General features: G+C 66.5%; 20 protein-coding genes and 2 other RNA genes. 3 read left to right on the top strand and 19 right to left on the bottom strand.

Annotated features, from left to right (window positions below; translation table 11 throughout):
- Positions 1–440: 440 nt before the first annotated feature.
- The 5 genes from ntrC to glnA all read right to left on the bottom strand — a co-directional run bounded on the left by ntrC (position 441) and on the right by glnA (position 6,669).
- Positions 441–1,868 (bottom strand): nitrogen regulation protein NR(I), encoded by a 1,428-nt coding sequence (gene ntrC / locus VC212_RS19675; protein WP_323517837.1) that lies wholly within the window; start codon positions 1,866–1,868, stop codon positions 441–443.
- Complete coding sequence (locus VC212_RS19670; RefSeq protein WP_055853749.1) at positions 1,861–2,916, bottom strand: ATP-binding protein; 1,056 nt, start codon at positions 2,914–2,916, stop codon at positions 1,861–1,863. The genes ntrC and VC212_RS19670 overlap by 8 nt, the downstream gene beginning before the upstream one ends.
- A gap of 265 nt (positions 2,917–3,181) precedes the next feature.
- Positions 3,182–4,624, bottom strand: coding sequence for an ammonium transporter (locus tag VC212_RS19665; protein WP_115558749.1), 1,443 nt, complete (start codon positions 4,622–4,624; stop codon positions 3,182–3,184).
- Positions 4,625–4,646: 22 nt separating this feature from the next.
- A complete protein-coding gene (locus VC212_RS19660) occupies positions 4,647–4,985 on the bottom strand; it encodes a P-II family nitrogen regulator (RefSeq protein WP_002808480.1) in 339 nt (112 codons plus the stop codon).
- 274 nt (positions 4,986–5,259) lie between these two features.
- Positions 5,260–6,669, bottom strand: coding sequence for a type I glutamate--ammonia ligase (gene glnA, locus VC212_RS19655; RefSeq protein WP_055853753.1), 1,410 nt, complete (start codon positions 6,667–6,669; stop codon positions 5,260–5,262).
- Positions 6,670–6,893: 224 nt separating this feature from the next.
- On the opposite strand from glnA, the gene VC212_RS19650 reads away from it, so the two are divergent.
- Both VC212_RS19650 and VC212_RS19645 read left to right on the top strand, forming a co-directional pair.
- Positions 6,894–7,688 carry an undecaprenyl-diphosphate phosphatase gene (locus VC212_RS19650; protein ID WP_055853755.1) on the top strand — a complete coding sequence of 265 codons (795 nt, stop codon included), beginning with the start codon at positions 6,894–6,896 and terminating at the stop codon, positions 7,686–7,688.
- Positions 7,689–7,937: 249 nt separating this feature from the next.
- On the top strand, positions 7,938–8,753 hold the full coding sequence (locus VC212_RS19645) for an META and DUF4377 domain-containing protein (RefSeq protein WP_323526667.1): 816 nt from the start codon (positions 7,938–7,940) through the stop codon (positions 8,751–8,753).
- A gap of 590 nt (positions 8,754–9,343) precedes the next feature.
- Here VC212_RS19645 and VC212_RS19640 read toward each other — a convergent pair.
- From VC212_RS19640 to VC212_RS19630, 3 genes are all read right to left on the bottom strand, one after another.
- Positions 9,344–9,955 carry a YbhB/YbcL family Raf kinase inhibitor-like protein gene (locus VC212_RS19640; protein ID WP_323526665.1) on the bottom strand — a complete coding sequence of 204 codons (612 nt, stop codon included), beginning with the start codon at positions 9,953–9,955 and terminating at the stop codon, positions 9,344–9,346.
- A gap of 959 nt (positions 9,956–10,914) precedes the next feature.
- A complete protein-coding gene (locus VC212_RS19635) occupies positions 10,915–12,987 on the bottom strand; it encodes a tetratricopeptide repeat protein (protein WP_323526663.1) in 2,073 nt (690 codons plus the stop codon).
- 167 nt (positions 12,988–13,154) lie between these two features.
- On the bottom strand, positions 13,155–13,439 hold the full coding sequence (locus tag VC212_RS19630) for a hypothetical protein (RefSeq protein WP_323526696.1): 285 nt from the start codon (positions 13,437–13,439) through the stop codon (positions 13,155–13,157).
- Positions 13,440–13,507: 68 nt separating this feature from the next.
- Between VC212_RS19630 and VC212_RS19625 the strand changes: the two genes are divergently transcribed.
- Positions 13,508–13,584, top strand: a non-coding RNA gene (locus VC212_RS19625) — sX9 sRNA.
- 3 nt (positions 13,585–13,587) lie between these two features.
- On the opposite strand, the gene VC212_RS19620 is transcribed toward VC212_RS19625, so the two are convergent.
- From VC212_RS19620 to VC212_RS19570, 11 genes are all read right to left on the bottom strand, one after another.
- Positions 13,588–14,574 carry an alpha/beta fold hydrolase gene (locus tag VC212_RS19620; RefSeq protein ID WP_323526661.1) on the bottom strand — a complete coding sequence of 329 codons (987 nt, stop codon included), beginning with the start codon at positions 14,572–14,574 and terminating at the stop codon, positions 13,588–13,590.
- A 63-nt stretch (positions 14,575–14,637) separates the two neighbouring features.
- Positions 14,638–15,537 (bottom strand): lysophospholipid acyltransferase family protein, encoded by a 900-nt coding sequence (locus VC212_RS19615; RefSeq protein ID WP_323526659.1) that lies wholly within the window; start codon positions 15,535–15,537, stop codon positions 14,638–14,640.
- A 21-nt stretch (positions 15,538–15,558) separates the two neighbouring features.
- A complete protein-coding gene (locus VC212_RS19610) occupies positions 15,559–15,987 on the bottom strand; it encodes a hotdog fold thioesterase (protein WP_055853774.1) in 429 nt (142 codons plus the stop codon).
- 257 nt (positions 15,988–16,244) lie between these two features.
- A non-coding RNA gene (locus tag VC212_RS19605) (sX9 sRNA) lies at positions 16,245–16,318 on the bottom strand.
- A gap of 73 nt (positions 16,319–16,391) precedes the next feature.
- On the bottom strand, positions 16,392–18,434 hold the full coding sequence (locus tag VC212_RS19600) for a phospholipase D family protein (RefSeq protein ID WP_323526656.1): 2,043 nt from the start codon (positions 18,432–18,434) through the stop codon (positions 16,392–16,394).
- Complete coding sequence (locus tag VC212_RS19595; protein WP_115514961.1) at positions 18,431–19,003, bottom strand: YceI family protein; 573 nt, start codon at positions 19,001–19,003, stop codon at positions 18,431–18,433. The genes VC212_RS19600 and VC212_RS19595 overlap by 4 nt, the downstream gene beginning before the upstream one ends.
- A gap of 3 nt (positions 19,004–19,006) precedes the next feature.
- The gene (locus tag VC212_RS19590; RefSeq protein ID WP_055853785.1) at positions 19,007–19,483 is read right to left on the bottom strand and encodes a histidine phosphatase family protein; all 477 of its coding nucleotides are present in this window, start codon (positions 19,481–19,483) and stop codon (positions 19,007–19,009) included.
- Positions 19,484–19,498: 15 nt separating this feature from the next.
- On the bottom strand, positions 19,499–20,131 hold the full coding sequence (locus tag VC212_RS19585) for a ParA family protein (protein WP_055853787.1): 633 nt from the start codon (positions 20,129–20,131) through the stop codon (positions 19,499–19,501).
- Between the two features lie 153 nt (positions 20,132–20,284).
- Entirely contained in the window at positions 20,285–21,343 is a 1,059-nt protein-coding gene (locus tag VC212_RS19580; RefSeq protein WP_323526654.1) for a hypothetical protein, read from the bottom strand.
- Positions 21,344–21,409: 66 nt separating this feature from the next.
- Positions 21,410–22,327: an AEC family transporter gene (locus VC212_RS19575; RefSeq protein ID WP_323526652.1), complete on the bottom strand. Its 918-nt coding sequence runs from the start codon at positions 22,325–22,327 to the stop codon at positions 21,410–21,412.
- Between the two features lie 580 nt (positions 22,328–22,907).
- Positions 22,908–23,543: a tetratricopeptide repeat protein gene (locus VC212_RS19570; RefSeq protein ID WP_323526650.1), complete on the bottom strand. Its 636-nt coding sequence runs from the start codon at positions 23,541–23,543 to the stop codon at positions 22,908–22,910.
- Positions 23,544–23,598 lie beyond the last annotated feature (55 nt).

The following is a 23,598-nucleotide window of genomic DNA, read 5'->3' as shown; positions in this document are numbered from 1 at the left end:
GTGGTGATGCGCGTCAATCTCGTTGCGTGCTCGTTGCGTGCACTACGTGATTCACGCGTTTCGTGCGCGAGCTGATTCAAAGGAGCGACGCAGGCGGCTGCACTTTTATCGGCTTGGGTGCCCTCACCCCACCCCCCACTCCGCTCCACGCGCCGCGCAAGCCGTGCCTTCTCGCCCCGCAGGCGGGAGAGGGGCTTCATCGCAGCAATCAGCAGGATTCACCGCAGTGCTCGAGGCATTTCATCGCAATGATCGGCAGGGCTCGCCGCAGCGATCACCTGCCTGCCTTCTCCCGCTTGCGGGGGAAGGTGCCCGAAGGGCGGATGGGGGCAGCGTTCGCCGCCGAGTGACCAGAACCCTTGCGCTCACGTAAGCGCAAAAACGCCCAAGCAACCACCCAAGCACGATCCCGACCCCGCCCGGCCTAGCCGCCGGACTGCTCAGCGGCGCTTGCGGCCCGGGCCGAGTTTGCGGGTGACGGTGTTGCGGCCCAGGCCGAGGCGTGCGGCAGCTTCGGCACGGCGGCCCTGGGTGAGTTGCAGGGCGGCTTCGAGCAGGGTCTTGTCCAGGCGTTCGCGCGCTTCGGCGTGTACGCCCTGGGCGCCTTCGCTGAGGCGTTGCGCGGCCCAGCTGGACAGCATGTCGTCCCATTGCCCGACGCTGCTACGGCCGGTGCGCTGGCGGCCGCGCGCCAGCGCTGCATCCACGTCGACCACATCGATGATGTCGGCGGTGGCCAGGGCGGCCAGGCGCCAGCAGACGTTTTCCAGTTCGCGTACGTTGCCGGGCCAGTCGTATTGGCGCAGGTCTTCCAGTGCGGCCGACGATAGCCGCTTGGGCAGCATGTCGAGCTTGCGGCCGGCCATGGCCAGGAAATTTTCCGCCAGTTGCGCGATGTCGCCGCGACGCTCGCGCAGCGGTGGCAGCTGCAGGCGCACCACATCCAGGCGATGCAGCAAATCGGCACGGAAGCGGCCTTGTTCGACCAACGCTTCCAGATCCTGGTGGGTGGCGGCGATCACGCGTACATCGACACGGATCAACTCGCGCCCACCGACGCGAAAGAATTCGTTCTCTGCCAGCACGCGCAGCAGGCGCGTCTGCAACGGCAGCGGCATGTCGCCGATTTCGTCCAGAAACAAGGTGCCGCCATCGGCTTGTTCGAAGCGGCCGATGTGCCGTTTGGTGGCGCCGGTGAAGGCGCCGGTTTCGTGGCCGAACAACTCGCTTTCCAGCAACTCGGCAGGAATGGCGGCGGTGTTGAGCGCGACGAAGGGTTTGCGTGCGCGCGGCGATTCGTTGTGCAGCGCGCGCGCGACCAACTCCTTGCCGGTGCCGGTTTCGCCGTTGATCAGCACCGACAACGGCGCTTGTGCCAGCCGGCCGATCGCGCGGAACAAGGCCTGCATCGCCGGGGTGTCGCCGATCAGCGCGGCCGAGCCTTCAGCCAGCGGGGTGCCAATGATCTTGTCGACACCGGCATCGGCGTCGGGCAGCGCGCGTGCGGCCAGCGCCACCGCATCGTCCAGATCGAACGGCTTGGACAGGAACTCGTGCGCACCACCGCGAAAGGCGCCGGCGGTGCTGGCGACATCGGTATAGGCCGACATCACGATCACCGGCAGCTGCGGGTGCTTGGATTTGAGCTTGTCGAGCAGGCTCAGGCCGTCTTCGCCGGGCATGCGCACGTCGGTGAACAACAGGTCCGGCATCGGTCGCATCGACAGCGCCTGCAGCGCCGCGGCGGCGCTGTCGAAGCCATCCACCGCGTAACCGGCATCGCGCAAGGCCGTGGACAGCACGAAGCGGACCGAACGGTCGTCGTCGACCACCCAGATGTGGTGGGATGCGGCGGCGGCCTCAGCCATGCAGATGCTCCTTGTCGTGATCGCCGACCAGCTCGGGCAGCAGCAGTGTGAAAACGGTATGGCCCGGACGCGAGCGGTAGGTCAGGGTGCCGTGGTGCTCGCGCGAGACCTGCTGGGCCAGCGCCAGTCCCAGCCCGCTGCCCTCGGCACGGCCGCTGACCAGCGGCAGGAACAGGTGCTCGGCCAGTTCTTCCGGCACGCCGCCGCCGTCGTCGATGATTTCCAGCCGCAGCGACATCGCGTGCACGCGGTCGCGGATGCGCTGGCCGTGCTCGACGCGGGTACGCAGGGTGACGCGGGTGGCGCCAGCCTGAAACGCGTTACGGACCAGATTCCAGACCGCCTGGGTGAGCCGGTCCACATCGCCCAGGATGTCGGGAATGCTGGGGTCGTAATCGCGCTGCACCTGCACCGACCAGCCGCCCTCGGCTTCGGCCAGGCGCAGCACGCGTTCGAGCACCACGTGGATGTTGAGGCCCTCGTGCGGGCGCAGCGGCGACGGCGAGAGCAGGCGTTCGAGCAAGGTGTTGAGGCGTTCGATTTCGGTGCCGATCAGCTCGATCAGCTCGCGCTCGTCTTCATCGCGGCCTGCCGAGCGGCGCGCCAGCAATTGCGCGGCGCCCTTCAAGCCGGCCAGCGGGTTACGCAATTCGTGCGCCAGGCCCTTGAGCGCGGCGCTCAAGGCATTGGGCAACGCGTGGGTGGGGTCCAGCGCGGGGAATTCGTCGACCGGGTGCGTTTCCAACAGCCAGCCGCCGTCGTCCAGCCGCGACAGCCAGCCTTCGGCAAAGCGTGGCGCGTCGTTGGGCAGACCCAGCGCCAGCCGATGCAGGCGCAGCACATCGCGTTCGTCGTTGAGCAGGAAGCGCGCGAGTGCGTCGCCCTGCACTTCCAGTGCAGCCAGCGGCTGGTCGACCAGCCGCCGCGCGCTGACGCCGAGCCAGCGCGCGAATGCCGGGTTAACCCCGAGTACGCGGCCGTCGCGGTCGGCCCAGGCCACCGGGGTGCCCAGGCTGTCGAGCGACGGTGTGGAGGTCGTCATCCGCATTGCACCAATTTAGTGCAAACAGCATCGGCGTGCGCGAATGGCGCGCCGAACGCAGCCTGCATCGAAGCATCTGAGGCCGGGTGGCAGTGGAATGCACCGACCCGGCGCGCATCCGCGCCGACGGTGACGGGCGTGAGGCTGGTCATGCAGGCACCTCGGCAATGGATCCGCGCCGGCAGCGGCCGCGGTAGAAACCGACCCGGCGCGGGCAGCGCCGGCCGGGTCGTTGCGCCACCCGCGGAGATCTCGCCGCGGGTGTGCATGCTCAGGACTCGTATGCGGCTTCGCCGTGCGAGGTGATGTCCAGCCCCTCGCGCTCGGCTTCTTCGGTGACACGCAGGCCGAAGACCAGCTTGGCGACCAGGAATCCGACCACCGACACCACGCCGATCCACACCACGGTGATGCCCACGCCCAGGGCCTGGATACCGACCTGATGCAGCATGTCGTAATCGCCGCCCTTCTGGCCGCCCAGCGAGGCCGCCGAGAACACGCCGGTCAGGATCGCGCCGATGATGCCGCCCAGGCCATGCACGCCGAACACGTCCAGGCTGTCGTCGGCACCCAGCAGGCGCTTCAGACCGGTGACGCCCCACACGCACAGCACGCCAGCCGCCAGGCCGATCACGATGGCGCCGAACGGACCCACGGTGCCGCAGGCCGGGGTGATGCCGACCAGACCGGCAACCATGCCCGACGCCACACCCAGGGCGGACGACTTGCCCTTGATGATCTTCTCGGTGAGCGACCAGCCCAGGATGGCGGCCGCGGTGGCCAGCAAGGTGTTGAGGAAGGCCAGCGCCGCACCGGCATTGGCTTCCAGGTTGGAGCCGGCATTGAAGCCGAACCAGCCCACCCACAGCAGCGAGGCGCCAACGAAGGTCAGGGTCACGTTGTGCGGCTTTATCGCCTCACGTCCCAACCCGGCGCGCTTGCCGACGAAGTAGGCACCCACCAGACCGGCGATACCGGCATTGATGTGCACCACGGTGCCGCCGGCAAAATCCAGCGCGCCCAGCCCGAACAGATAGCCACCGGTCGCCCAGACCATGTGCGCCAGCGGCAGATAGCCGAAGGTGAACCAGATCACCGAGAACAGCAGCACCGCGGCGAACTTGGCGCGTTCGGCAAAGGCACCGACGATCAGCGCGCCGGTGATGCCGGCAAAGGTCGCCTGGAAGCCGATAAACACGTATTCCGGCAGGCTCACACCCTTGGTGAAGGTGGCCGACAGGCTCTCGATGGTCACGCCCTTGAGCAGCGCCTTGTCCAGATTGCCGATCCACGGGCCTTCGCCGGAAAACGCCAGGCTGTAGCCGTAGAGCACCCACAGGATGGTCAGCAGCGAGAACACCGTTGCGACCTGGATCAGCACCGACAACACGTTCTTGGCGCGCACCATGCCGCCGTAGAACAACGCCAGGCCCGGCACCACCATCAGCAACACCAGCAGCGTGGAGGTCAGCATCCAGGCGACGTCGCCCTTGTCGACCACCGGCGCGACTTCGGCGGCAGCGGCCGGCGCGGCGGCCGGCTGCGCAGACGGCAGCGGTTCGGTGGTGACCGGTTCGGTCGGCAACGGGGTGACCTGCGGGGTGGATTGCGCCTGGGCGCTGCCCATGCCGCCCACCACCAGCGCGCTGAACAGCATCAGCATGCACACGCTGTAGAACCGGGCTTTCCACCCGGCAAAAAGAGCTGTCTTCATACGACCTCCAGAGGTGGGGGACTCAGAGCGCATCGGCGCCGATTTCGCCGGTGCGGATCCGCACCACTTGCTCGATCGCAGTCACAAAGATCTTGCCGTCGCCGATCTTGCCGGTGCCGGCCGCGTTCTGGATCGCCTCGACCACAGCGTCCAGCCGATCGTCGGTCACCACCGTCTCGATCTTGATCTTGGGCAAAAAGTCCACGACGTACTCGGCGCCGCGATACAGCTCGGTGTGGCCTTTCTGACGCCCGAAGCCCTTGACCTCGGTGACGGTGATACCCGACACGCCAGCGGCGGACAGGGCCTCGCGGACCTCGTCGAGCTTGAACGGCCGGATGATGGCGGTGATCAATTTCATGCGCATACCCCGAAAGGTGGAAGGAACCGGCCGGCATTGCGCCGCCCGGCGGTGTCAGTCACCTGGATGCCAACCCCGGCATCCAATCGTTCGCGGATCGCGCAGACCCCGACGGATGCCATGCATCCGCCTCGTGGGAGAGGTCAGGCCCGCGCGCCGCGAACTGTGTGCTCTCTCGTACCCCTCGGCTCCATGGCGGTGCCAGGGAGCCATCGAACATGTGCGGCGATGGCGGAGGTGGGAGGGGGGGCCTCCGCCATCACCGCGGTGGAACTCAGTTGCCGTAGTACAGCTGGTATTCCAGCGGATGCGTTGCCGCACGGAACTTGGTGACTTCCTGCATCTTCAGCGCGATGTAGCCGTCGATGAAGTCGTCGCTCATCACGCCACCGGCCTTGAGGAACTCGCGGTCCTTGTCCAGCGCTTCCAGTGCCTGATCCAGGCTGGAGCAGACCTGCGGGATCAACTTCTCTTCTTCCGGCGGCAGGTCGTACAGATCCTTGTCGCTCGGAGCGCCCGGGTCGATCTGGTTCTTGATGCCGTCCAGGCCGGCCATCATCAGCGCGGTGAAGGTCAGGTAGCCGGACTGCAACGGATCGGGGAAGCGCATTTCGATACGGCGCGCCTTGGGGTTGGTGACCCACGGAATGCGGCACGAGGCCGAGCGATTCCGCGCCGAATAAGCCAGCATCACCGGCGCTTCGTAACCCGGCACGAGACGCTTGTAACTGTTGGTGCCGGAGTTGGCGAATGCATTGATCGCGCGGGCGTGCTTGAAGATGCCGCCGATGTACCACAGCGCCATCTGCGACAGGCCGCCGTAGCCGTCGCCGGCGAACAGGTTGGTGCCGCCCTTGGTCAGCGACTGGTGCACGTGCATGCCGGAGCCGTTGTCGCCGACGATCGGCTTGGGCATGAAGGTGGCGGTCTTGCCGTTGCGGTAAGCGACGTTCTTGATGATGTACTTCATCGTCAGCAGTTCGTCGGCCTTCTGCACCAGCGAGCTGAACTTGGTGCCGATCTCGCACTGGCCGGCGGTGGCCACTTCGTGATGGTGCACTTCGGTTTCGATACCGACCTGTTCCAGCGTCTTGATCATTTCCGCACGCAGGTCGTGCAGCGTATCGGTCGGCGGCACCGGGAAGTAGCCACCCTTCACGCCCGGACGATAGCCGCTGTTGCCGCCGTCATACTTGGCGCCGGTGTTCCAGGCGGCCTCTTCGGAACCCACCTGGAAGAAGGTGTGGCCCATGTCGTTGGCGAAGCGGACCGAATCGAAGATGAAGAATTCCGGCTCAGGGCCGAAGAAGGCCTGGTCGGCGGTGCCGGAGGACTTCAGGTAGGCCTCGGCGCGCTTTGCGATGCCGCGCGGGTCGCGCTCATAGCTCTGCATAGTGGCCGGATCGAGGATGTCGCAGGTCAGCACGATGGTCGGATCGGCGAAGAACGGATCCAGATACGCGGTGCCGGCGTCGGGCAGCAACACCATGTCCGACTCGTTGATGCCCTTCCAACCCGCGATCGAGCTGCCATCGAACATCTTGCCTTCTTCGAACAACGCCGGCTCGATGATATTGGCCGGAAAGGTGATGTGCTGCTGTACACCACGCATATCGACGAAGCGCAGGTCGACAAACTCGACCTTGTTGTCCTTGATCAGCTTTTCAACGTTTTCCACGGACATCGGAAGAAACCTCGGATTGGAGTGAAGTGGATCGTGGGCGGTACTACAGCAGGGACCATGCCAAACCACCGACGTTCACAAGTCGTTGATTTTGCTCGCATCACTTGAGACCGCTACACGTGCGATAGCACCTTATTGGTGCTATCTCTATTGATGGTGCACCGATATGGTGCATGTCGCAATGCACTATCCTGACGCCTCCCCCAATCCTCCCCTCTCGTCCGATGTCCGATCTGATTTCCGCCCTGCTCTTGGGCATTCTCGAAGGCTTGACTGAATTTCTGCCGATCTCCAGCACCGGCCACCTATTGATCGCCGAACAATGGCTCGGACGCCGTTCTGACTTCTTCAATATCGTCATCCAGGCCGGCGCGATCCTGGCCATCTGCCTGGCGTTGCGGCAGAAGCTGTGGAGCCTGGCCACCGGGCTGGGCGAGCGTGCCAACCGCGACTATGTGCTCAAGATCGGCGTGGCCTTCATGGTCACTGCCGTGGTCGGGTTGATCGTGCGCAAGGCCGGTTGGCAGTTGCCGGAAACCGTGCATCCGGTGGCCTGGGCGCTGCTGATCGGCGGCCTGTGGATGCTGGTGGCCGAGCACTTTGCCGGCAAGTTGCCGGAGCGCGACGTGGTGACCTGGAAAGTCGCCATCGCCGTGGGCCTGGCGCAGGTGGTGGCCGGCGTGTTCCCCGGCACCTCGCGCTCGGCCTCGGCGATCTTCCTGGCCATGTTGCTGGGCCTGAGCAAGCGCTCGGCGGCAGCGGACTTCGTGTTCATGGTCGGCATTCCGACCATGTTCGCGGCCAGCGGTTACGCGCTGTTGGAGATGTACAAGGAAGGCGGATTCGGCAGCGAGAACTGGACCGATGTGGCAGTGGCCTTCGTGGCAGCGACCATCACCGGTTTTGTGGTGGTGAAGTGGCTGCTGGGCTACATCAAGAAGCACCGCTTCACGGTGTTTGCGGTGTACCGCATCGTGCTCGGCGCGGCCCTGCTGTTGTGGTTGCCGGCCGCGGCCTGAGCCGCCAAGCGCGCAGGCCCTGCCCGTCGCCGATTGTTACCGGCCTGCCACCGGCGGGCCGGCAGCAGTTGTCGCTGGCGCCCCGTCCAAGCCGCCCTGCCGGCGGCGGGCGGCGATCACTCGCCAAGGCAACCGATGGCGCGTTTGTGCAGACGCGCATCGGCGGCACGTTGCCGGGCAGTGACGCCGGTCATTGCCCTGGCCGCACGCTGGCGGTATCACTGAGGCCTTGACCACCGGGAGCCGCCGATGCGTGCCGTGTTCTTTGCGCCAGCCCTGCTGGCGGCAGGCGTGACGGCCTGCGGCTCGGGCGCGACCCCCGCTGTGCCCGGTGCCGACGGTTCCGGATCGGGCGCGACTGCCGCTTCGACCGCAGCGACAACCCCCGTCAGCGACAACGCGCCATTGCGGGCCGCCCTGCAAGCACAACACTGGCAGCTGCAGCAGGCCAGCGATGCGCACGGCACCGCCCTGCGCAGCCTGTTTGTGGCCGGTAGCGCGCCGTTGCAGCTGGATTTCGGCGATCAACGCATCCAGGTCAGCCAGACCTGCAACGCGCTGGGCGCTAATTACAGCGTGGCCGCGGCACAGCTGCAGATCGGCCGGGTGGTATCGAGCAAACGTCTGTGCGCGCAGCCGCAAAAGATGACGCAGGAACGCGCTGCCAGCGAGCTGTTGTCCGGCCGTTTTGCGGTGGTGCTGGACACGGCGCAAGCCGCACCGCGGCTGACCCTGACCCGCAGCGACGGCACCCGCCTGTTGTTCGCCGGCGCGCCCACGGCAGATACCCGCTACGGCGGGCCCGGGCAGACGCTGTTGATCGAAGTGGCGGCCGATACGGTGCCATGCGCCTCCGACCCGTCGCGCGCCTGCCTGCAGTTGCGCGAGCGCGCCGATGGACAGCCTGCGACCGCGTCCTGGCAAACCTTCGACGGCAGGATCGAAGGCTTCGAACACGAAGCCGGCATCCGCACCCTGCTGCGCGTCACCCGCTATCCGGCTGCGGCCGAGACGGACGGTGCGCCGGTGTATGTGCTGGATCAGATGATTGAGGCGAGCGGCTAGCGCGGTGGGTTGGGAATTGGGAATTGGGAATTGGGAATCGGAAATCGGAAATCGTCGCGCGTTGCACGATTGCTGATGCGATTGGCGCATCGACAGCGTTGACGCGCTCTGCGCTGCAACGCGACTGACGGTTGGCCAGCTGAGTGCCGTCACAGCAGCGGCCCGGTCATCGTCGCCTGGTGCAGCCGCTATGCCGGATTCGCTCTTTGGCTTCTGCGTCGCACGGCATCAAGACTCGGTAGTCGGCACCCCGGCCCTCCGCAAAGAACTTACGGGCTGAGCACATCCGCGCGTACCACGCGTGTGTGGGGATCGGCTTCCATCCAGGATGATGCTCAGCCGCCACTCAACGCATGCATCAGATCAATGCGCGTTTTTGTGGCGCTTGACGGGCATCTACGCACCTCTTCCCGGAGCGCTCTGCTACGACGGAAATCGATCTTTGCGCGCTTCCATGCGGGCCTTGAGCAGCCGCACGCCGGCCGGATCGCCCGGACACAACGTGCGGATGCGGCGCTTGCAGCTTCCTTGATGGTCGGTACCGCGATGACCGCACGGCCTGGCGGCCATGCGGTCGTGCCGATCTGCGCTCAGCGCAGCGACGGGTTCAGCGTGTAAGTGCCGTGCAGCGTAGCTTCGGCCAGAACGTGACCCTGGATGGCCGACAGCACATCGGCTGCAGTGAAGGTGGCGGGCAGACTGAGCGTGGCCACATCCAGCGCGAACACGCGGAAGAAATAGCGGTGCAGGCGCAGGTCGTTGAACGGCGGATACGGGCCGTCATAGCCCAGATAGTCGCCGGCCATGTCGGGGTTGCCGGCAAACCATTGGGTATAGGAGTTCAGGCCCTGGCGTGCGCCGGCCGGGCCGGCCGGCTGCTGCTTGCCCTTGGCCACAAAGCCGTCGCTGCAGCTGCCTGCCACGATCTCGTGCACGTCGGCGGGAATATCGGCCATCGCCCAATGCACGAAATCGGCGCGTGGCTGCTCGACCGGGATCTGCACATCCTCGCGCCCCACCGTTTCCGGCACCGTCGGCACATCCGGGTCCAGACACAGCAGCGCGAACGAACGCGTTCCTGTCGGAACATCGCTCCAGGCCAGGTGCGGGTTGCGGTTGGGCGCGAAGCCGTCCGGTGTGCCGGCGGCAAATTCCACCGCGATGGGCTTGCCGTTTTCGATGCTGTTGCTGGTCAGACGCATGCAAAGTCTCCGTGGATCGAAGCCCTCAGCCTGCCTGGATTGGCACGGCAGCGGAAGCGGTCGCAATGGAACCTTGTGTGGCGCGGTTGGGTGCATGCGTTGCGAAACAGTTGACCGTGCAGCGAGTCGTGCGGCCTGGGCTAGCACTGCCGGCCACCCGCATGTCACTCCACTGCCGCGGATCGCATGCATCGTTGATCGCGCACATGTGATCTGTAGCCCGCCGTCCACGCGCACCGCGACATCCGGACATTCGTAGGAGCGGACCTGGCCGCGACAGGCTTCACCGGTATCGGTAACGCCTCATCGCGGCCGGGTCCGCTCCTACGACAGCACTGCGGCTTGGAGATGTAAGCGGCAGGCGGTGTGCTGGTCAGTGCTCAAGATCTTCCGTCGATGCCATGGCGAGCGGCGCGGCCGCGGCGAGCACCACACCAGCCGTACCTATGTCACCGCTATAGCGCGGATCGCTGCCATCGTTATCCGTAGCCCGCTTTATCTGCCGCCCGCGTCCACGCGCACCGCGACATCCGGACATCCGGACATCCGTAGGAGCGGACCTGGCCGCGATGGGCTTCACCGGTATCGGTAACGCCTCGTCGCGGCCGGGTCCGCTCCTACGACAGCACTACGGCTGCGAGATGTAAGCGGCAGGTGGTGCGCTGGTCAGTGCTCAAGATCCTCCGTCGATGCCATGGCGAGCGGCGCGGCCGCGGCGAGCACCACACCAGCCATACCTATGGCACCGCTACTGTCACCGCTACAGCGCGGATCGCTGCCATCGTTATCCGTAGCCCGCTTTATCCGCCGCCCGCGTCCACGCGCACCGCGACATCCGGACATCCGTAGGAGCGGACCTGGCCGCGATGGGCTTCACCGGTATCGGTAACGCCTCATCGCGGCCGGGTCCGCTCCTACGACAGCACTGTGGCTGCGGGATGTAAGCGGCAGGCGGTGTGTCAGTCCTGCGGATACCCGAAGCGCACTGCGATCAAGGTGAGCAGGTCGAACTGGGCGCCGAGTACGCCGCGATAACTGCGCCAGCGACCGGACGCCAGGCGTGCCGGGCCGCGCGGTTCGACCAGCGGGAAGTTCAGTCCGAACGCCTGCTCCAGCGCCGTGGAAATGCCCTGCGGGTCGCTTTCGATGCCATCCAGGCGGATGATCCGGTGCGGGTACAGATCGCGTTCGTGCAGCACGGCCAGCTGTTCCAGCGCCGCCAACAACCAGTCGGTGGCCTGCTGCGGCGACTGCACGGCCAGCGGCGCGGATGCGCCGGCCGAGAGCCAGTCCAGCAGCATGTCGCGCGGGTCGCGCAGCGCGATTGCCAGGCGCCCCTCGGGCAGATGCGGGCGTAGCGCGGTGAGCAGGGTGTTGTCCCACCACAGCAGCCAGTCGATGACATTGCCATCGTCGATGCCGCGGCGCAGCAGCTGCGCTTTCCAGCCTTCCACCAAGGCCATCGGTGCCAGTTCGCCGGATGCCAATTGCTCGACGCTGCGGTAGCTCTGCAACGCATCGGACGGCGGCGTGGCGCCGTAACGGTCGCCGCGCACCAGCGGGGTGGCGGCGTCCATCACCGCGATCAGGCGTTCGACATGCGAGCCCGGGGTGCCCCAGACAAACAGCGGACGCGCGGTAACGGTGTCGGGAATGCTGCCCAACGCCGGCCACTGCATCGGCTGTTTGGCAGCCTGCGGCGGCAACGGCAGGCGGTGTTGGGCCTGTTCGCGATGGAACTGCATCCAGGTGGCCAACGCGGCGTCGGGCTGGCCGGCGCGGTCTTGCACATTACCCAACCACGGCCGCAGCACGGTCTGCTGCGGTGCGGGCAACGACTCGATCAAGGATTCGACACAGGCGATCGCCGCCGGCGGGTCGCGCTCCAGCAGCGCTTCGACGATGCGCTGTTCGCCGCTGATGCGGCCCGGCTCCACCGCCACGATCTGCCGCGCCACCATTTCCGCGTCCTCGGCGTGGCCCTGCATGTCGTGCACGCGCATCAACGCTTCCAGCGCGGGGAGGTGCTCGGGCATGCCCAGCAGCCAGCGCTCGATCACCGCCTGCGCCTGCGGCCCGCCGACCGGCTCCACCGCCAGCCGCGCCAGCCATAGATCGTGCGCATTGCTGGAGGTGGCCAGCGCCGCATCCAGGGTGTCGCGCGCATCGTCCACCGCGCCCAGACGCTCCCAGGCGGTGAGCAAGGCATGCAAGGTGCGGCGGTCGGCCGGCCAGTGGGCCAGCGCCAGGCGCAGATGCGCGGCCGCCTGATCGGGGCGACCGGCCTGCAATTCCATCTCGCCGGCCAGCCGGCGCATCGCCGGGATGTCGCCATCGGGCTGGGCCAGCACGCCCTGCATCGCAGTCAGCGCATCGTCCAGGCGGCCCTGGCGCTGGGCCAGCTGGGCGATGAAGGCGCGCAGCGCGGTGCCCGGCGGATTGAGCTCCACCACGCGCTCGAACGCGCGCTCGGCAAACGCAAAATGTTCCTTCTGCAGATACGCAAAGCCCAGCGCGAACATCACCCGTGGGTCGTCCGGCAGCTGCTCGGCGGCGCGCGTCAGCAGCGACAGCGCGCGGTCGCTCTGGCCGCGACGCATCTCCACCACGCCATCGACCGCCAGCAGCTGCGGGTGGTCCGGCGCCAGGCGTGCGGCGGTACGGCTCAGTCGCTCGGCGTCGTCCAGATCGCCGCGCCCCACCGCCAGGTGCGCCTGCATCACGTAGGCGTTGAACTGATTGGGGTCCAGCGCGGTACTGCGCGACAACGCGGCATCGGCCGCCGACAAATTGCGCGTGGCCAGCAGCAGCCCGGCGTGCAGCAGGTGCAGATCGGCGTCTTCCGGGGTCAGCGTCAGCGCGGTTTCGATGCTGGCCAGCGCCAGCGCCGGTTGGCCTTGCTGTTGCAAGGACAGCCCGAGCCAGCGGTGCGCGGCAGCGTTATCGGGCGCGGTGGTCGCCCACTCGCGGGCCAGCGCCACCGCATCGTCGGCCGCATTGCGGCGCAGGGCTTGAAGAATGGCGTCTTGCATGGCGGCGGCGTGTCCCGGACAAACCGCTATTGTAACGATGCGCGCTGCGGCGGCTTGGTGTGCGACGGACGCTGCGATCTATCGCCACGCCCGCGTTGTGACTGCCCAGCGTTCAAGTGGAAGTTCAACGCCTGTGCAAGGCCCTGCATCCAGCGCCATTGCGGTTCTCAAAACGATTTATCGCGCGGGTCGGGCGTTGAGACGCGTGCCGACATCCGGCGCAGCACGCTTGCGCCATAGGCCACGCAGAGCATCCCAAGGACCAGATGCCCCGTGTACCAGATCGCAGCTTGGGGACCAACGGAGGCCGGCCCTAGTCGTGGACGGAACAGGATCTCACCTGTCGGCAGAGACGCGTAGAGCCTGATCGAGCTGAAGTAGGCCATCAGACCGCCTGTAACCGCTGATAAAACCGCGACCAGTGCATCGAGAAACGGATGTCTTTTCAGCATGACTGTAGGAGTAGCCAACAAAACTCCTGTGCGGCCGCCAGGAGGACGCGGCCGGCGCTCGGTACGGCATGGACCACGCAGACACGCCGGTTCTGAGCGCGCCGTCCGCAGCCACCTGACGACTGCTCGCTACGGTTTGTTAGTCGCCCTAAAGAGCAGCGGCCAGCCGCTCGGCCACCCAGCGTTCGGCAAAGCCGTCGCCGCGGGCATTTTCCAGAAAGCCGCAATGGCCGCCCCAGCGCGCGATTTCCAGATGCGCGTGCGGCGGCAATTGCCAGCCGGCGAAGTCCTCGAACGGAATCACCGGGTCGTCTTCGGCCATCAGGATGTCCGAGGGCACCTGCAGGCCGGCCAGGCGCTCGCCGGCGATCGAATAGCTGTCGAAATACGCTTCCAGCGAGCCGTGGCCGGTGTGCTGCACCGCCAGCCAGGCCATCAGCTCGCGCATGTCCAGCGCCAGGGTGGCGTCGTCGTAGCCGTGCTGGTCCGGAAACAGCTTGCGCTTGCGCAGCAGCGATTCGCGCCATTTGCGGCGGAAGTACCAGTCGTAGAACTGCGGGCCTTTTTCCAGCTGGGTCATGGTGGCGGCCGGGTCCAGCAATGGACACACCGCGGCCACCCGTGCCAGCGGCAGGCCCGCTGCCGGTGCCCGCAACGCTAGCCGCAACGCGAAGTTGCCGCCCAGCGAATACCCCGCCGCCAGCAGCTGCGGCGCGGGAAATCGCCGCCACAGATCGCCGGCCGCGTTGACCACCTCGTCGATGCGATCGGAGTGAAACAGGTCCACATTGAGATGGTGGGTGCCGCCGTGATCGCGAAAATTCAGCCGGAATACCTGGTAGCCCAGGCCGAGCAGGCGCGCGGCGGTCAGCCGCATGTAGTTGGAATCGGCGCTGCCTTCCCAGCCGTGCAGCAACAGCACGGTGCCACGCACCGGCGTATTGCCGGGCGGTACGCTCATCCAGCCCTGCAACCGCACGCCGTCGCCGCCGTCGAGAATATGTTCGCTGGTGACCGCGCCGCTGGCGCTCAGCAACTGACGGCTGCGCAACCGGCGCAAGCCGCTGCTGGCCAGCACCGATTGCACATGCGGATTGCGCAGCCAGCGCGGCGGCTGAAAGTCGGAGGCGTTCATGCGCTCATCGGGCCAGGCACGAAAGCGCTGGCCGCAGGGTGGATGAGCGCGCGCATCGCCGGCTCAGGACTCCATCGCGGCGATGATGCGTTGACGCGAGGTGTCGGCCAGGCGGCGACGTCCTTCGATATCGAACGCGCCGATCGGCTCCAGGAAATGGATTTCAGCCAGGCGCGACGGCTCGCCCAGCAGGCGCACGATGTTGGCGAAGAAACTTTCGCGCTCGCCAAACGCCACCACCGCCTGCGCAGCGCCACGGGTGCCATAGCGCAGCGCCACCGGCTGCACCGGCACGCCGGCTTCCACCGCCGCCTGGAAGATGCGCGCGTGGAACGGGCCCACTTCGGTACCGCCGCGGGTGCGCCCTTCCGGGAACACACCTACCGGCTTGCCGCTGCGCAAACGCTGCAGCATTTCCAGCAGCACCCCACCCAACGATTCGGTGTTGCCGCGTTGATGAAAGATGGTCTGGCCCTTGGCCGCCAGCCAGCCCACCAGCGGCCAGCCAGCGATTTCGCGCTTGGCCACAAAGCCCATCACGCGCTGGCTGTGCAGCATGGAGATGTCGACCCAGCTGACGTGGTTGGCCACGAACAGGGTGGCGCCCGACAGCGGCGTGCCGAAGCGACGCAGACGAAAACCGAAAATGCGCATCAAGTTGCCCTGCCACCAGCGGATCATCAGCTCGTCCAGGGTGTCCTCAGCGCCGGTACGCATGCGCGCCAGCGGCGGCGTCACCACGCACAGCATGGTGATCGGCAGGAACACAGACAGATGCAACAGCAGCAGCGGCACCCGATACAGGTACCGGAACCAACGCAGCGGGCCGCCAGCGTCGCGCGTGGCGTCCAGGGATGACTCGCTCATTCGACGAACGGGACCGGTAACGGGGGAAGGAGGCACGACTATTGTGACAGCAGCTCGGCCGCGGCGCAGTGCCGGCAGCGGATGGCGCTGTTCCACCCATGCAGCTGCCAGGCGTGCTCAGCCACTGGTGCGCGCCACCACGGCCAGGGTCAGGCGCGAGACGCAGACGCGCTTGCCGGCCGGATTTTCGATGACGATGTCCCAGACATGGGTGCTGCGCCCCACATGCACCGCGCGCGCGGTGCCGGTGACCAGGCCCTCGGTGGAGGCGCGCAGATGGTTGGCGTTGATCTCCAGCCCCACGCACATCTGGGTGGTCATCTCCACGCACAGATTGCCGGCACTGCTGCCCAGGGTTTCGGCCAGCACCACCGAGGCGCCGCCATGCAGCAGGCCAAACGGCTGCTTGGTGCGCGTGTCCACCGGCATGGTGGCGCGCAGCCAATCGTCACCGGCCTCGGTGAACACGATGCCCAGATGTTCGATCAGGGTATTTCGGCTGGAGGCGTTGAGGACAGCAAGATCGACGGGAGCGCGGAAGGTCATGGGCTGGGATTTGGGATTTGGGATTTGGGGGGAATCGGGAATCGGGAATCGGGAATCGGGAATCGCAACAGCATCTGCGAGATTGCGACTGGTGCAACGCCTGCCGCTGTCTGGTGGATTCAAGGCTACTGCAATCGTCGGTGTCGCTGCTTGCCCCGGAGTGGCGGGACGAGTCGCGCGGCGCGGCTGCCAGCGTGGTCCGACGCCATGCCGACAGCGCGCCGCTTGCCGCCGTCGAACCATTGCCGCCTTGGAGCGGCTGACAAACCGCAGCGAGCAGTCGTCAAGGCGTGGACGGCGCGCTCAGAGCCGGAGTGTACGCGTGGTACGTGCCCACACCGAGCGCAGGCCGCGCCCACCTGGCGGTGAGCACAGTCGTTCTGTTGGCTGTTCTTAGCTGTCGATCAAAGAATCGGCACCAGGCCGGCGCCGAATGCGGTCAGCATGCGTACCAGCAACCATTTGGGGCCGACGTTGACCTCGGGGAAGTCGCCCACTGCCACATAGCACTGCCGGAACTGCGGGTCCTGCCGCTTAAGCGGGAACGGGCAGCCCGGGCCGGGCTGGAACTCGTAATTGGTCGCGTAGCGCCACGGCCAGAAGTCCAGCACCGGCAAGGCTTCGGAGACCTTGCCCACGCTGTAGTTCAATCCGCTCAACACCGGCGGCTTTTCGCGCGAAGCCACCGTCCAGGCGTTTTCCGGGCTCATATCGCGCTCGATGCTGGCCGCCAGCGCCTGCGCAAAGCGCGGATCGTCGATCACCACCGCCGCTTCGGTGTTGTAGTTCTCGCTGCGCGGATCGAAGTTGTGCGTGCCGATTACGCCGATGCGCCGATCCACCACCAGCGATTTGGCGTGCAGGCCCATGCGCGCACCGGCGCGGGTCACCGGCAGCGGTTTGTTGACCGCACGCGTTCCCAGAAACGAGGGCCGGGTTTCGGTGCGCAGCACACGGCGATCGACTTCGCTGCCGCCAGGCGTACGGCCGGCGCCACTGCTGCCACTGCTGCCACTGCTGCCACTGCTGCCACGAATCACGCTGCCGCCAGTACTGCGGGTATCTGCACCGCTGCTGCCACGCACCGCATTGCCGGCCGCACTGCCGCCGATCAGGCGATTGTCGCGACTGTCTTCGTTGATGTCGGAGGCAGGATTGAGCGGGTCCGGCACCAGGTTGGCGTAGTCCACCGGCGCATCCAGCGGAAACGGCTTGAACTCGTACACGTTGAAACCCAGCTCGCGCATGTTGCGGCGTTTGAACTTGTACGACAGCGCATACACGATGGGGTTGTCGGTGGCCGCCAGGCTATTGGTCGACACCACGATGCGCGGCGGCTGCGGGCGTTTGCGCAGCTCCCGGAAGATCGCCTGGGCCTCGTCGGACAACACCAGATACGGCGTTTGCAGCAGCACTTCCTGCTGTGCGCCGGCGATCAGGCTATCCAGCTCCGGTGCCGTCGACACTACTTTGGAGGCATGTTCCTTGCGATGCTTTTGCGGCAGATCGGCCACGTAGAGCACACGCTGCACCGACATCGCCGGGGTGACGAAGGCATCGCGCACGAACTGCGGATCGCGCGCTTCCTGATCCACCCGCGCCACCCGATCCGGGCGGCGGAATTGTGCAGGCGGCATCTGCGGTGCGCCCTGTTCCAGCAGCAGCTTGCCCACATCGTTCAGACGCTCGGCCGGGACGCTGCGCCGCGCGCGCCAGAATGCATCGAAGTTGGCCGCCATCGCGCGCACTTCCGGGCCGGCCAGAATCACGTCGCGGTCGCGGAAGTTGTATTCGCTGTCCCAGTCGTAATAGTCGTCCTGGTAATTGCGCCCGCCGACCACCCCGAGTACGTCGTCCACCACCAGCAGCTTGTTGTGCATGCGCTGGTTGAAGCGCCGGAAACAGCACACCACGCTACCGGCGTAATCGAAGTAGTTGAGTTTGACCTTGCCGAAGGTGGGGTTGTAGATGCGCAGCTGCAGGTTTTCGTGGGTGCTGGCGAGCGCACCGAGAATCTGCAGGTCGGCGATTGCCGACAACTGATCGATCAATATGCGGACCTTGACCCCACGCTGCGCCGCATCGGTCAGCGCGTCCAGAATCATGCGCGCACTGTCGTCCTTGTCGAAAATGTAGGTCTGCAGGTCGATAGTGCGGGTTGCACTGCGAATCAGGTTGAGCCGCGCCACCAGCGATTCTTCGCCGTGGTCGACGATGGTGGCGTAATGTCGCGGCGCGGCCGGCGTGGACGCAGTGATGGCGTCGCCACCCAGGGTGCGCAGCGGCGAGGGCTGGGCGCAGTGATTGGCCTGGGTGCAGCTCACCACGGTGCTGCGTGCCGCAGCGGCAACGCCAGCGGCACGGTTGCGTTCGATTTGCGACAGGCCGGCGCATCCGGTGCCGAGCAACAGGGTTGCCAGCACGAGGACCCTCAACAGGAACCTCACGGGCGCCGCGCCTCCTGCAACCGCCCACGCAGAATGAACGTCACCCTGTCGCCCAGGGCCATCTGCCACGCATTCATTCCGTAACGTCCACGCAGGACCGTACCTCGACTGATCACGTCGCAATCATAGCCCGGCCGCGCGCATTCAGCCGGTGCCACATGCAGGGTCTCGATGTGGGTGATTCCGCGGATGGTCAGGTTGCCGGTGATGTCGCCCCCTCCCCTGACCACCTCTTCGGCATACGGCAGCGACTCGAATTCCACCACCGGGTAGCGCGCCACGTCGAAGAAATCCTCGCCCCGCATCCAGCTGGTGTAGCGGTCCTTGCCCGGAATCTCCACCTGGGTAGCGTCCAGCCGGAAGCGCACCTGCATGCGCCGATCTGGCAACTCCACCAGCTCACCGCGAAACCGCGGGAAAAACCCCTCCATCTTCATGCCGAAACGGGTTTTGATCTCGAACCCGAAGCGCGATTGCGCCGGGTCGATGGCGTGCACTTTCTGCTGTGCAAGGCAGGGAAACGTGACCCAGAGCGCGAGCCAGGCAAACCAGCGCAGCGACGATGACACAGATCAAGGCCACCAGAAGGCGGTCAAACGGGCGATCCCCGGCTCGATGGTGGCGTCCAGTGGCAGGGCCAGCAAGACGATCGACGCGGTCGGCATGCCGCGATAGTCGCCGGTCTGCCCGCTATGCATCAGCGCGGCCAGCCGCTCCAGGCCCGGGTTGTGGCCGACCAGCAGCAGGCGCTCGGCCTCGCGGTGTTCGTCCACCAGGCTAGCCAGGGTGCCGGGGGTGGCCTCGTAGATGCGTTCGTCCAGCCGTTGTTCGATGTAACCGGTGAGCTCGAGCACCGCCTCCAGCGTCTCGCGGGAGCGCCGGGCCGGCGAGCACAGCACGCGGTCGGGGACCAGCCGCTGTTCGCGCAGCCAGCGCCCGGCAGACTCCGCTTCGGCGATGCCGTGCGGGGACAGCGGGCGGTCGAAATCGGCCTGGCCGGTATCGGCCGGCTCTGCATGGGCGTGTCGCAACAAGATCAATTCGCGCATAGGAACTTTCCGGTTCTAGGACTTCTTGAGCCACTTCAACAGCGGCTCCCAGTCCTGTTGATGGTCGCGCACCTGCGCCGAGCGGTAATCGAACAAGCTGCGCCCCAGCCCGGCCATGACCACGTAGGCCTGGGTGTCGCGCAATTGGGTCACCAGCGGATATGGCCAGGTCCCGATCATCTCGGCGGCCTGCTGCGAGGTCTGGGTCCAGGGTCGGGCGCGGTTGAGCACCAGGCCGACGGGGAGCTTGCGCTGGTGCACGCGCGGCACCTTGGCCAGCGTGTTGAGAAAGCCCACCACCGCTTCGATGTCCAGTGCCGAGGACAGCACCGGCACCACGATGGCGTCGACGTGGTCCAGGAACCCGCTCAAGTCGTCGGCCATCGCACCGGCCGGCGCGTCGATGATCAGCTGGTCGGTGCCATCGGGGACCGCCGCCTGCCAGTTGCGGCGCTTGGTGGCGTCGATCGGCAGCACCGCACTTTCGAGGCTGGCGCGTCGCTGCGCCCAGCGCGTGGACGAACCTTGCGGATCGGCGTCTGCCAGCACGGTGCGCTGGCCCTGCAGGGCCGCATATGCGGCCAGGTTGGTGGCGATCGTGGTCTTGCCGACGCCGCCTTTGGAAGCGGCCACCAGGACTGTCTTCATGCACGCCTCGCTTCCGGGAGCAAGCCGGCAGCGTACACCGCGGCAAGGTGAGGAAGTAGTCGAAACGCGTTAAACGCGATGCGTGCGTTTGTCATCGCAGTGCAGCATCGGCGCACGGTTCAGCCGCGCACGTTTGCGGCGCACCTTAGCGTCTCAGCGAATTGCGGCGACGGGATGCCAGTCCGCCGGCGGCAAAGCGGCAATGCCGCTGCGTTGCAAGGACGCGCGCAATGAGGGGATTTCACCTTGCGTCAACGTGATCTCGACCTCAGCAGCGGCCGTGGCAAAACTGGGCGTGCGGCGCTGTTGATGCTGCTGCAACCACCGCAACTCGCGTACCCGCGCGTGCCAATACGCAGCATCGCGGCCGGTGCTCAGGTCTGCCATGCGCTCGGAGCCGATCAACGCCGTTACCAGCATTGCGTCGTCGTTGCCCAGGTTGCCGAGGATGGCCATGCACTCATCGCGCAATGCAGGTGTGGCGATGGGCGGGGTGCATCGGCGCGTGACCTCGGCCAGCGACGGAATCACGTGCGCCGCCCAGGCGCCCATCACGTAGCCCATCGCCATCTCCGCACCAGTAGACGGCAGATCTTGTGCCTGCAGTTGCGCGCGCAGCTGCACCGAGTGCAATTGCGGCCATTGCATCCCGGCATAGGCGGCGTGCAAGGCCTGCCCCAGCGCAACGGCGCCGCTGTCGAAATGGTCTGCACGTGCGGCGGCCTGCCAGGCGGATTCGGCGGCGAGCCGATCGCCACGTCGCTGCGCGGCGCTGAAGGCCCGCAGCGGCGCATCGGCGTTGCCGGCATCGGCCTGTTCCAGAAAATCCACTGCGCCGGCTGGGTCGCAGCGCAGCTCCGCCGGGCAGCCGTTGGCCTCTACGCGCGCGACCAGCAGATCGCGGGGCCGTGCATCCAGCGCTCCTTGCAGCACTGCCCGCTGGGCTGGCGCATAGCCGGTGGTGGCGGACTGCGCATCAGCCTGCGCGTCATCGCTGAGCCATAGCAGGCCTGCAACATAACGCTGACGCGGCTGTTGGCTGGCGGCCAGGGTCTGCAGCCGCGCCTGCATGGCCTGGCCAACTTGCTGCGCCCACTGCTGCACCTCGGGTGCATTGGCGGGGTCGGGCGTGGCAGGCGCTGTTGCCGCAGAGGCCGACAGGCTGGTGCCAAGGCACAGCAGCGCAACTGCGATCTGACGATATCCCTGCATGTGCTTGCCTTCCGTGTGAGCGCGGCGCCATGCCGCGGAACAGCATTTCATGCGGCTGAGGGCGTATCAAGCCACCAGGCGCGCCAGCAACCAGGACCAGGCAGGCAAGGTCAGCAGCGAGAGCAGGATGCTGTAGCCGACCATGGCGGCTGCCAGCCTGGGGGCCAGCCGATGCGAGATGGCCAGCGCGGCGGCGGTGATCATGGTGGGCATGGCCGATTCGAGCACGTTGGTCTGCAGCATCAGCCCGCGCAGGCCGAGCGCCCAGGACAGCGGCAGCGCCAGGATCGGCATCACCGCCAGCTTGAAGATCAGCCCCACCGCCAGCGGCTTGAGTTCGTCGGCGGGCAGACGCAACTGCAGCGAAAAGCCCACCGCCAGCATCACCAGCGGCAACATCGCATCGGCCAGGCTCTTGAGGCCTGCGCCGATCCAGGCCGGTGGCTGCGCGGGCATCAGCGTCAGCGCGAGCAGCAGGGCCCACAACGGCGGGAACTTGAGGACACGGGTCAGTATGATTTTTGCGGTGGGCGGCGTATCGCCGCTGTAGCGCGCCAGCACGTACAGGCCGAAGGTGGACAGCAGCACGAAGGTGCCGAACTGGTCGTACACCACCGCGTACGGCAGGGCGTGGTCGCCCAACAGCGCGCGCACCATCGGAAACCCGATGAAGCTGGAGTTGGTGAACACCACGCACATCAGCAGCGCGGCGTACTCGGCACGGCCGAAGCGCAACACGCGGCTGCAGCCCCACAGCAGCGGCACGATGATCGCGGTCAGCAGCCATGGTGTGGCGATCACCCCAGCGAGCGAGGCGTCCAGGTGCAGGCGCGGCACGTAGGTCAGCACCGAGGCTGGCAGACAGATGTACAACACGATGCGGTTGAGCACGTCGGCGCTGTTGTCCGGCAGCACCTTGAGCCGCGCGAACACCAGGCCAAGCCCCAGCATCGCCAGGATCAACGCAAATGCATCCACCGCCATGGCTGATCGTGTCTGTTGGAGAGCGATGCACAGAATCGCACAGCGCCGGGTCCAGGCATTGGGGATTGGCGTCGCGCTCAGGCGAGGAACGCGTCGGCCAGATGGCCAGGCCCTTTACGGCGCAACAGATCGAAGCCGGAACAAGCGGTCGCGCGCGCCATCGAATCCCTGCACGAAGAACGCGTCGCCATCGGTGCGCAGCGAGACTTCCATCGTTTGCCTATCCCGAAGCCAGTCTGTCGAGGGCGCGGTGCCCTCGCCGCTCGCGGGACACGTTGTGAACCCATCGCTGGGAGCTCGATGGCGGCATTCATGCCGTCATCGAGCCCGCAATCGGCGAGGACACCGCACCAGGCAGGTTGCTGGCTGCTTTATTGAAACCCCTGCATACCGACCACCTGGACGGGTCCTTGCCCGCTCACCGTCGCGGGACCTTAAGCGGTATGGCTGCCGCGTAAGGGCTGACTAGGACGGCCTTGCAGCGTGTCCCGCGATGGTGGGCGGGCACGGACCCTGCAGCAAACCTGCAGACCACTGCACGGCATGCGCTGCAGGCGATCCCTGCAGCGCGGTGCGTCGCTTACGGAAACGCCGGCGGGCTTGCCTGCCATGCCGCAAAGACCTCCGCCAGGCTGGTGCGCTCTGCGTCGCGCCAATCCGGCAGCAGGCTGGCGTAATTGGCGGTGCTGCTCCAGCGATCGGGCCAGGTGCGCACGGCGGCGGCATACCACTCGGTAGCCTCCTGCTTGCGTCCGGCCCGCCACAACGTCAGTGCGGCGGTGATGGGCAACCATTCCGGCGTGGCCGGGCGGCCATTGGCCAGGTTGGCCCACTGCTGCAGCGCCTTGTCGGGCTTGTCGGCGCGCACCAGGTCCCAGCCGTAGTTCCAGCTGATGGCCCGATATTGCTGGCTGCCATTGGAGACCAATGCCAATGCCCCCTGGTACAGCTCATCGCCCAGTTGCGTCCGTCCGCCGGCATAGGCCAGCGAGGCCAGCTGAGCGCGCGGTTCGGCGGCGCGTGCGTCACGCTGCACCATCGCTGCCAGACGGTCGACCACGGCATCGCCCTGCCCCGGTACCGCGACCACGGCCTTGGTGGTGCTGCGGTCTTCGTCGAAATAGAACTCCTTGGGCTTGGGCAGGCTCTGCGCCTGCGCCAGCGACCACACGCCTCCGAGCAGGACCAAGGCGGCCCATGCGTATTTCCTTTTCACTGTATTTTCCCCTGAAACAGCAAACGACCCTTCCCGTCCCCATCCTACCCGCAGC

Source organism: Xanthomonas sp. WHRI 8932A (genome assembly GCF_035012785.1).
Classification (GTDB): Bacteria; Pseudomonadota; Gammaproteobacteria; order Xanthomonadales; family Xanthomonadaceae; genus Xanthomonas.
Note: the sequence above shows the minus strand (reverse complement) of the source record. Positions and strands in the feature narration are given on the sequence as shown.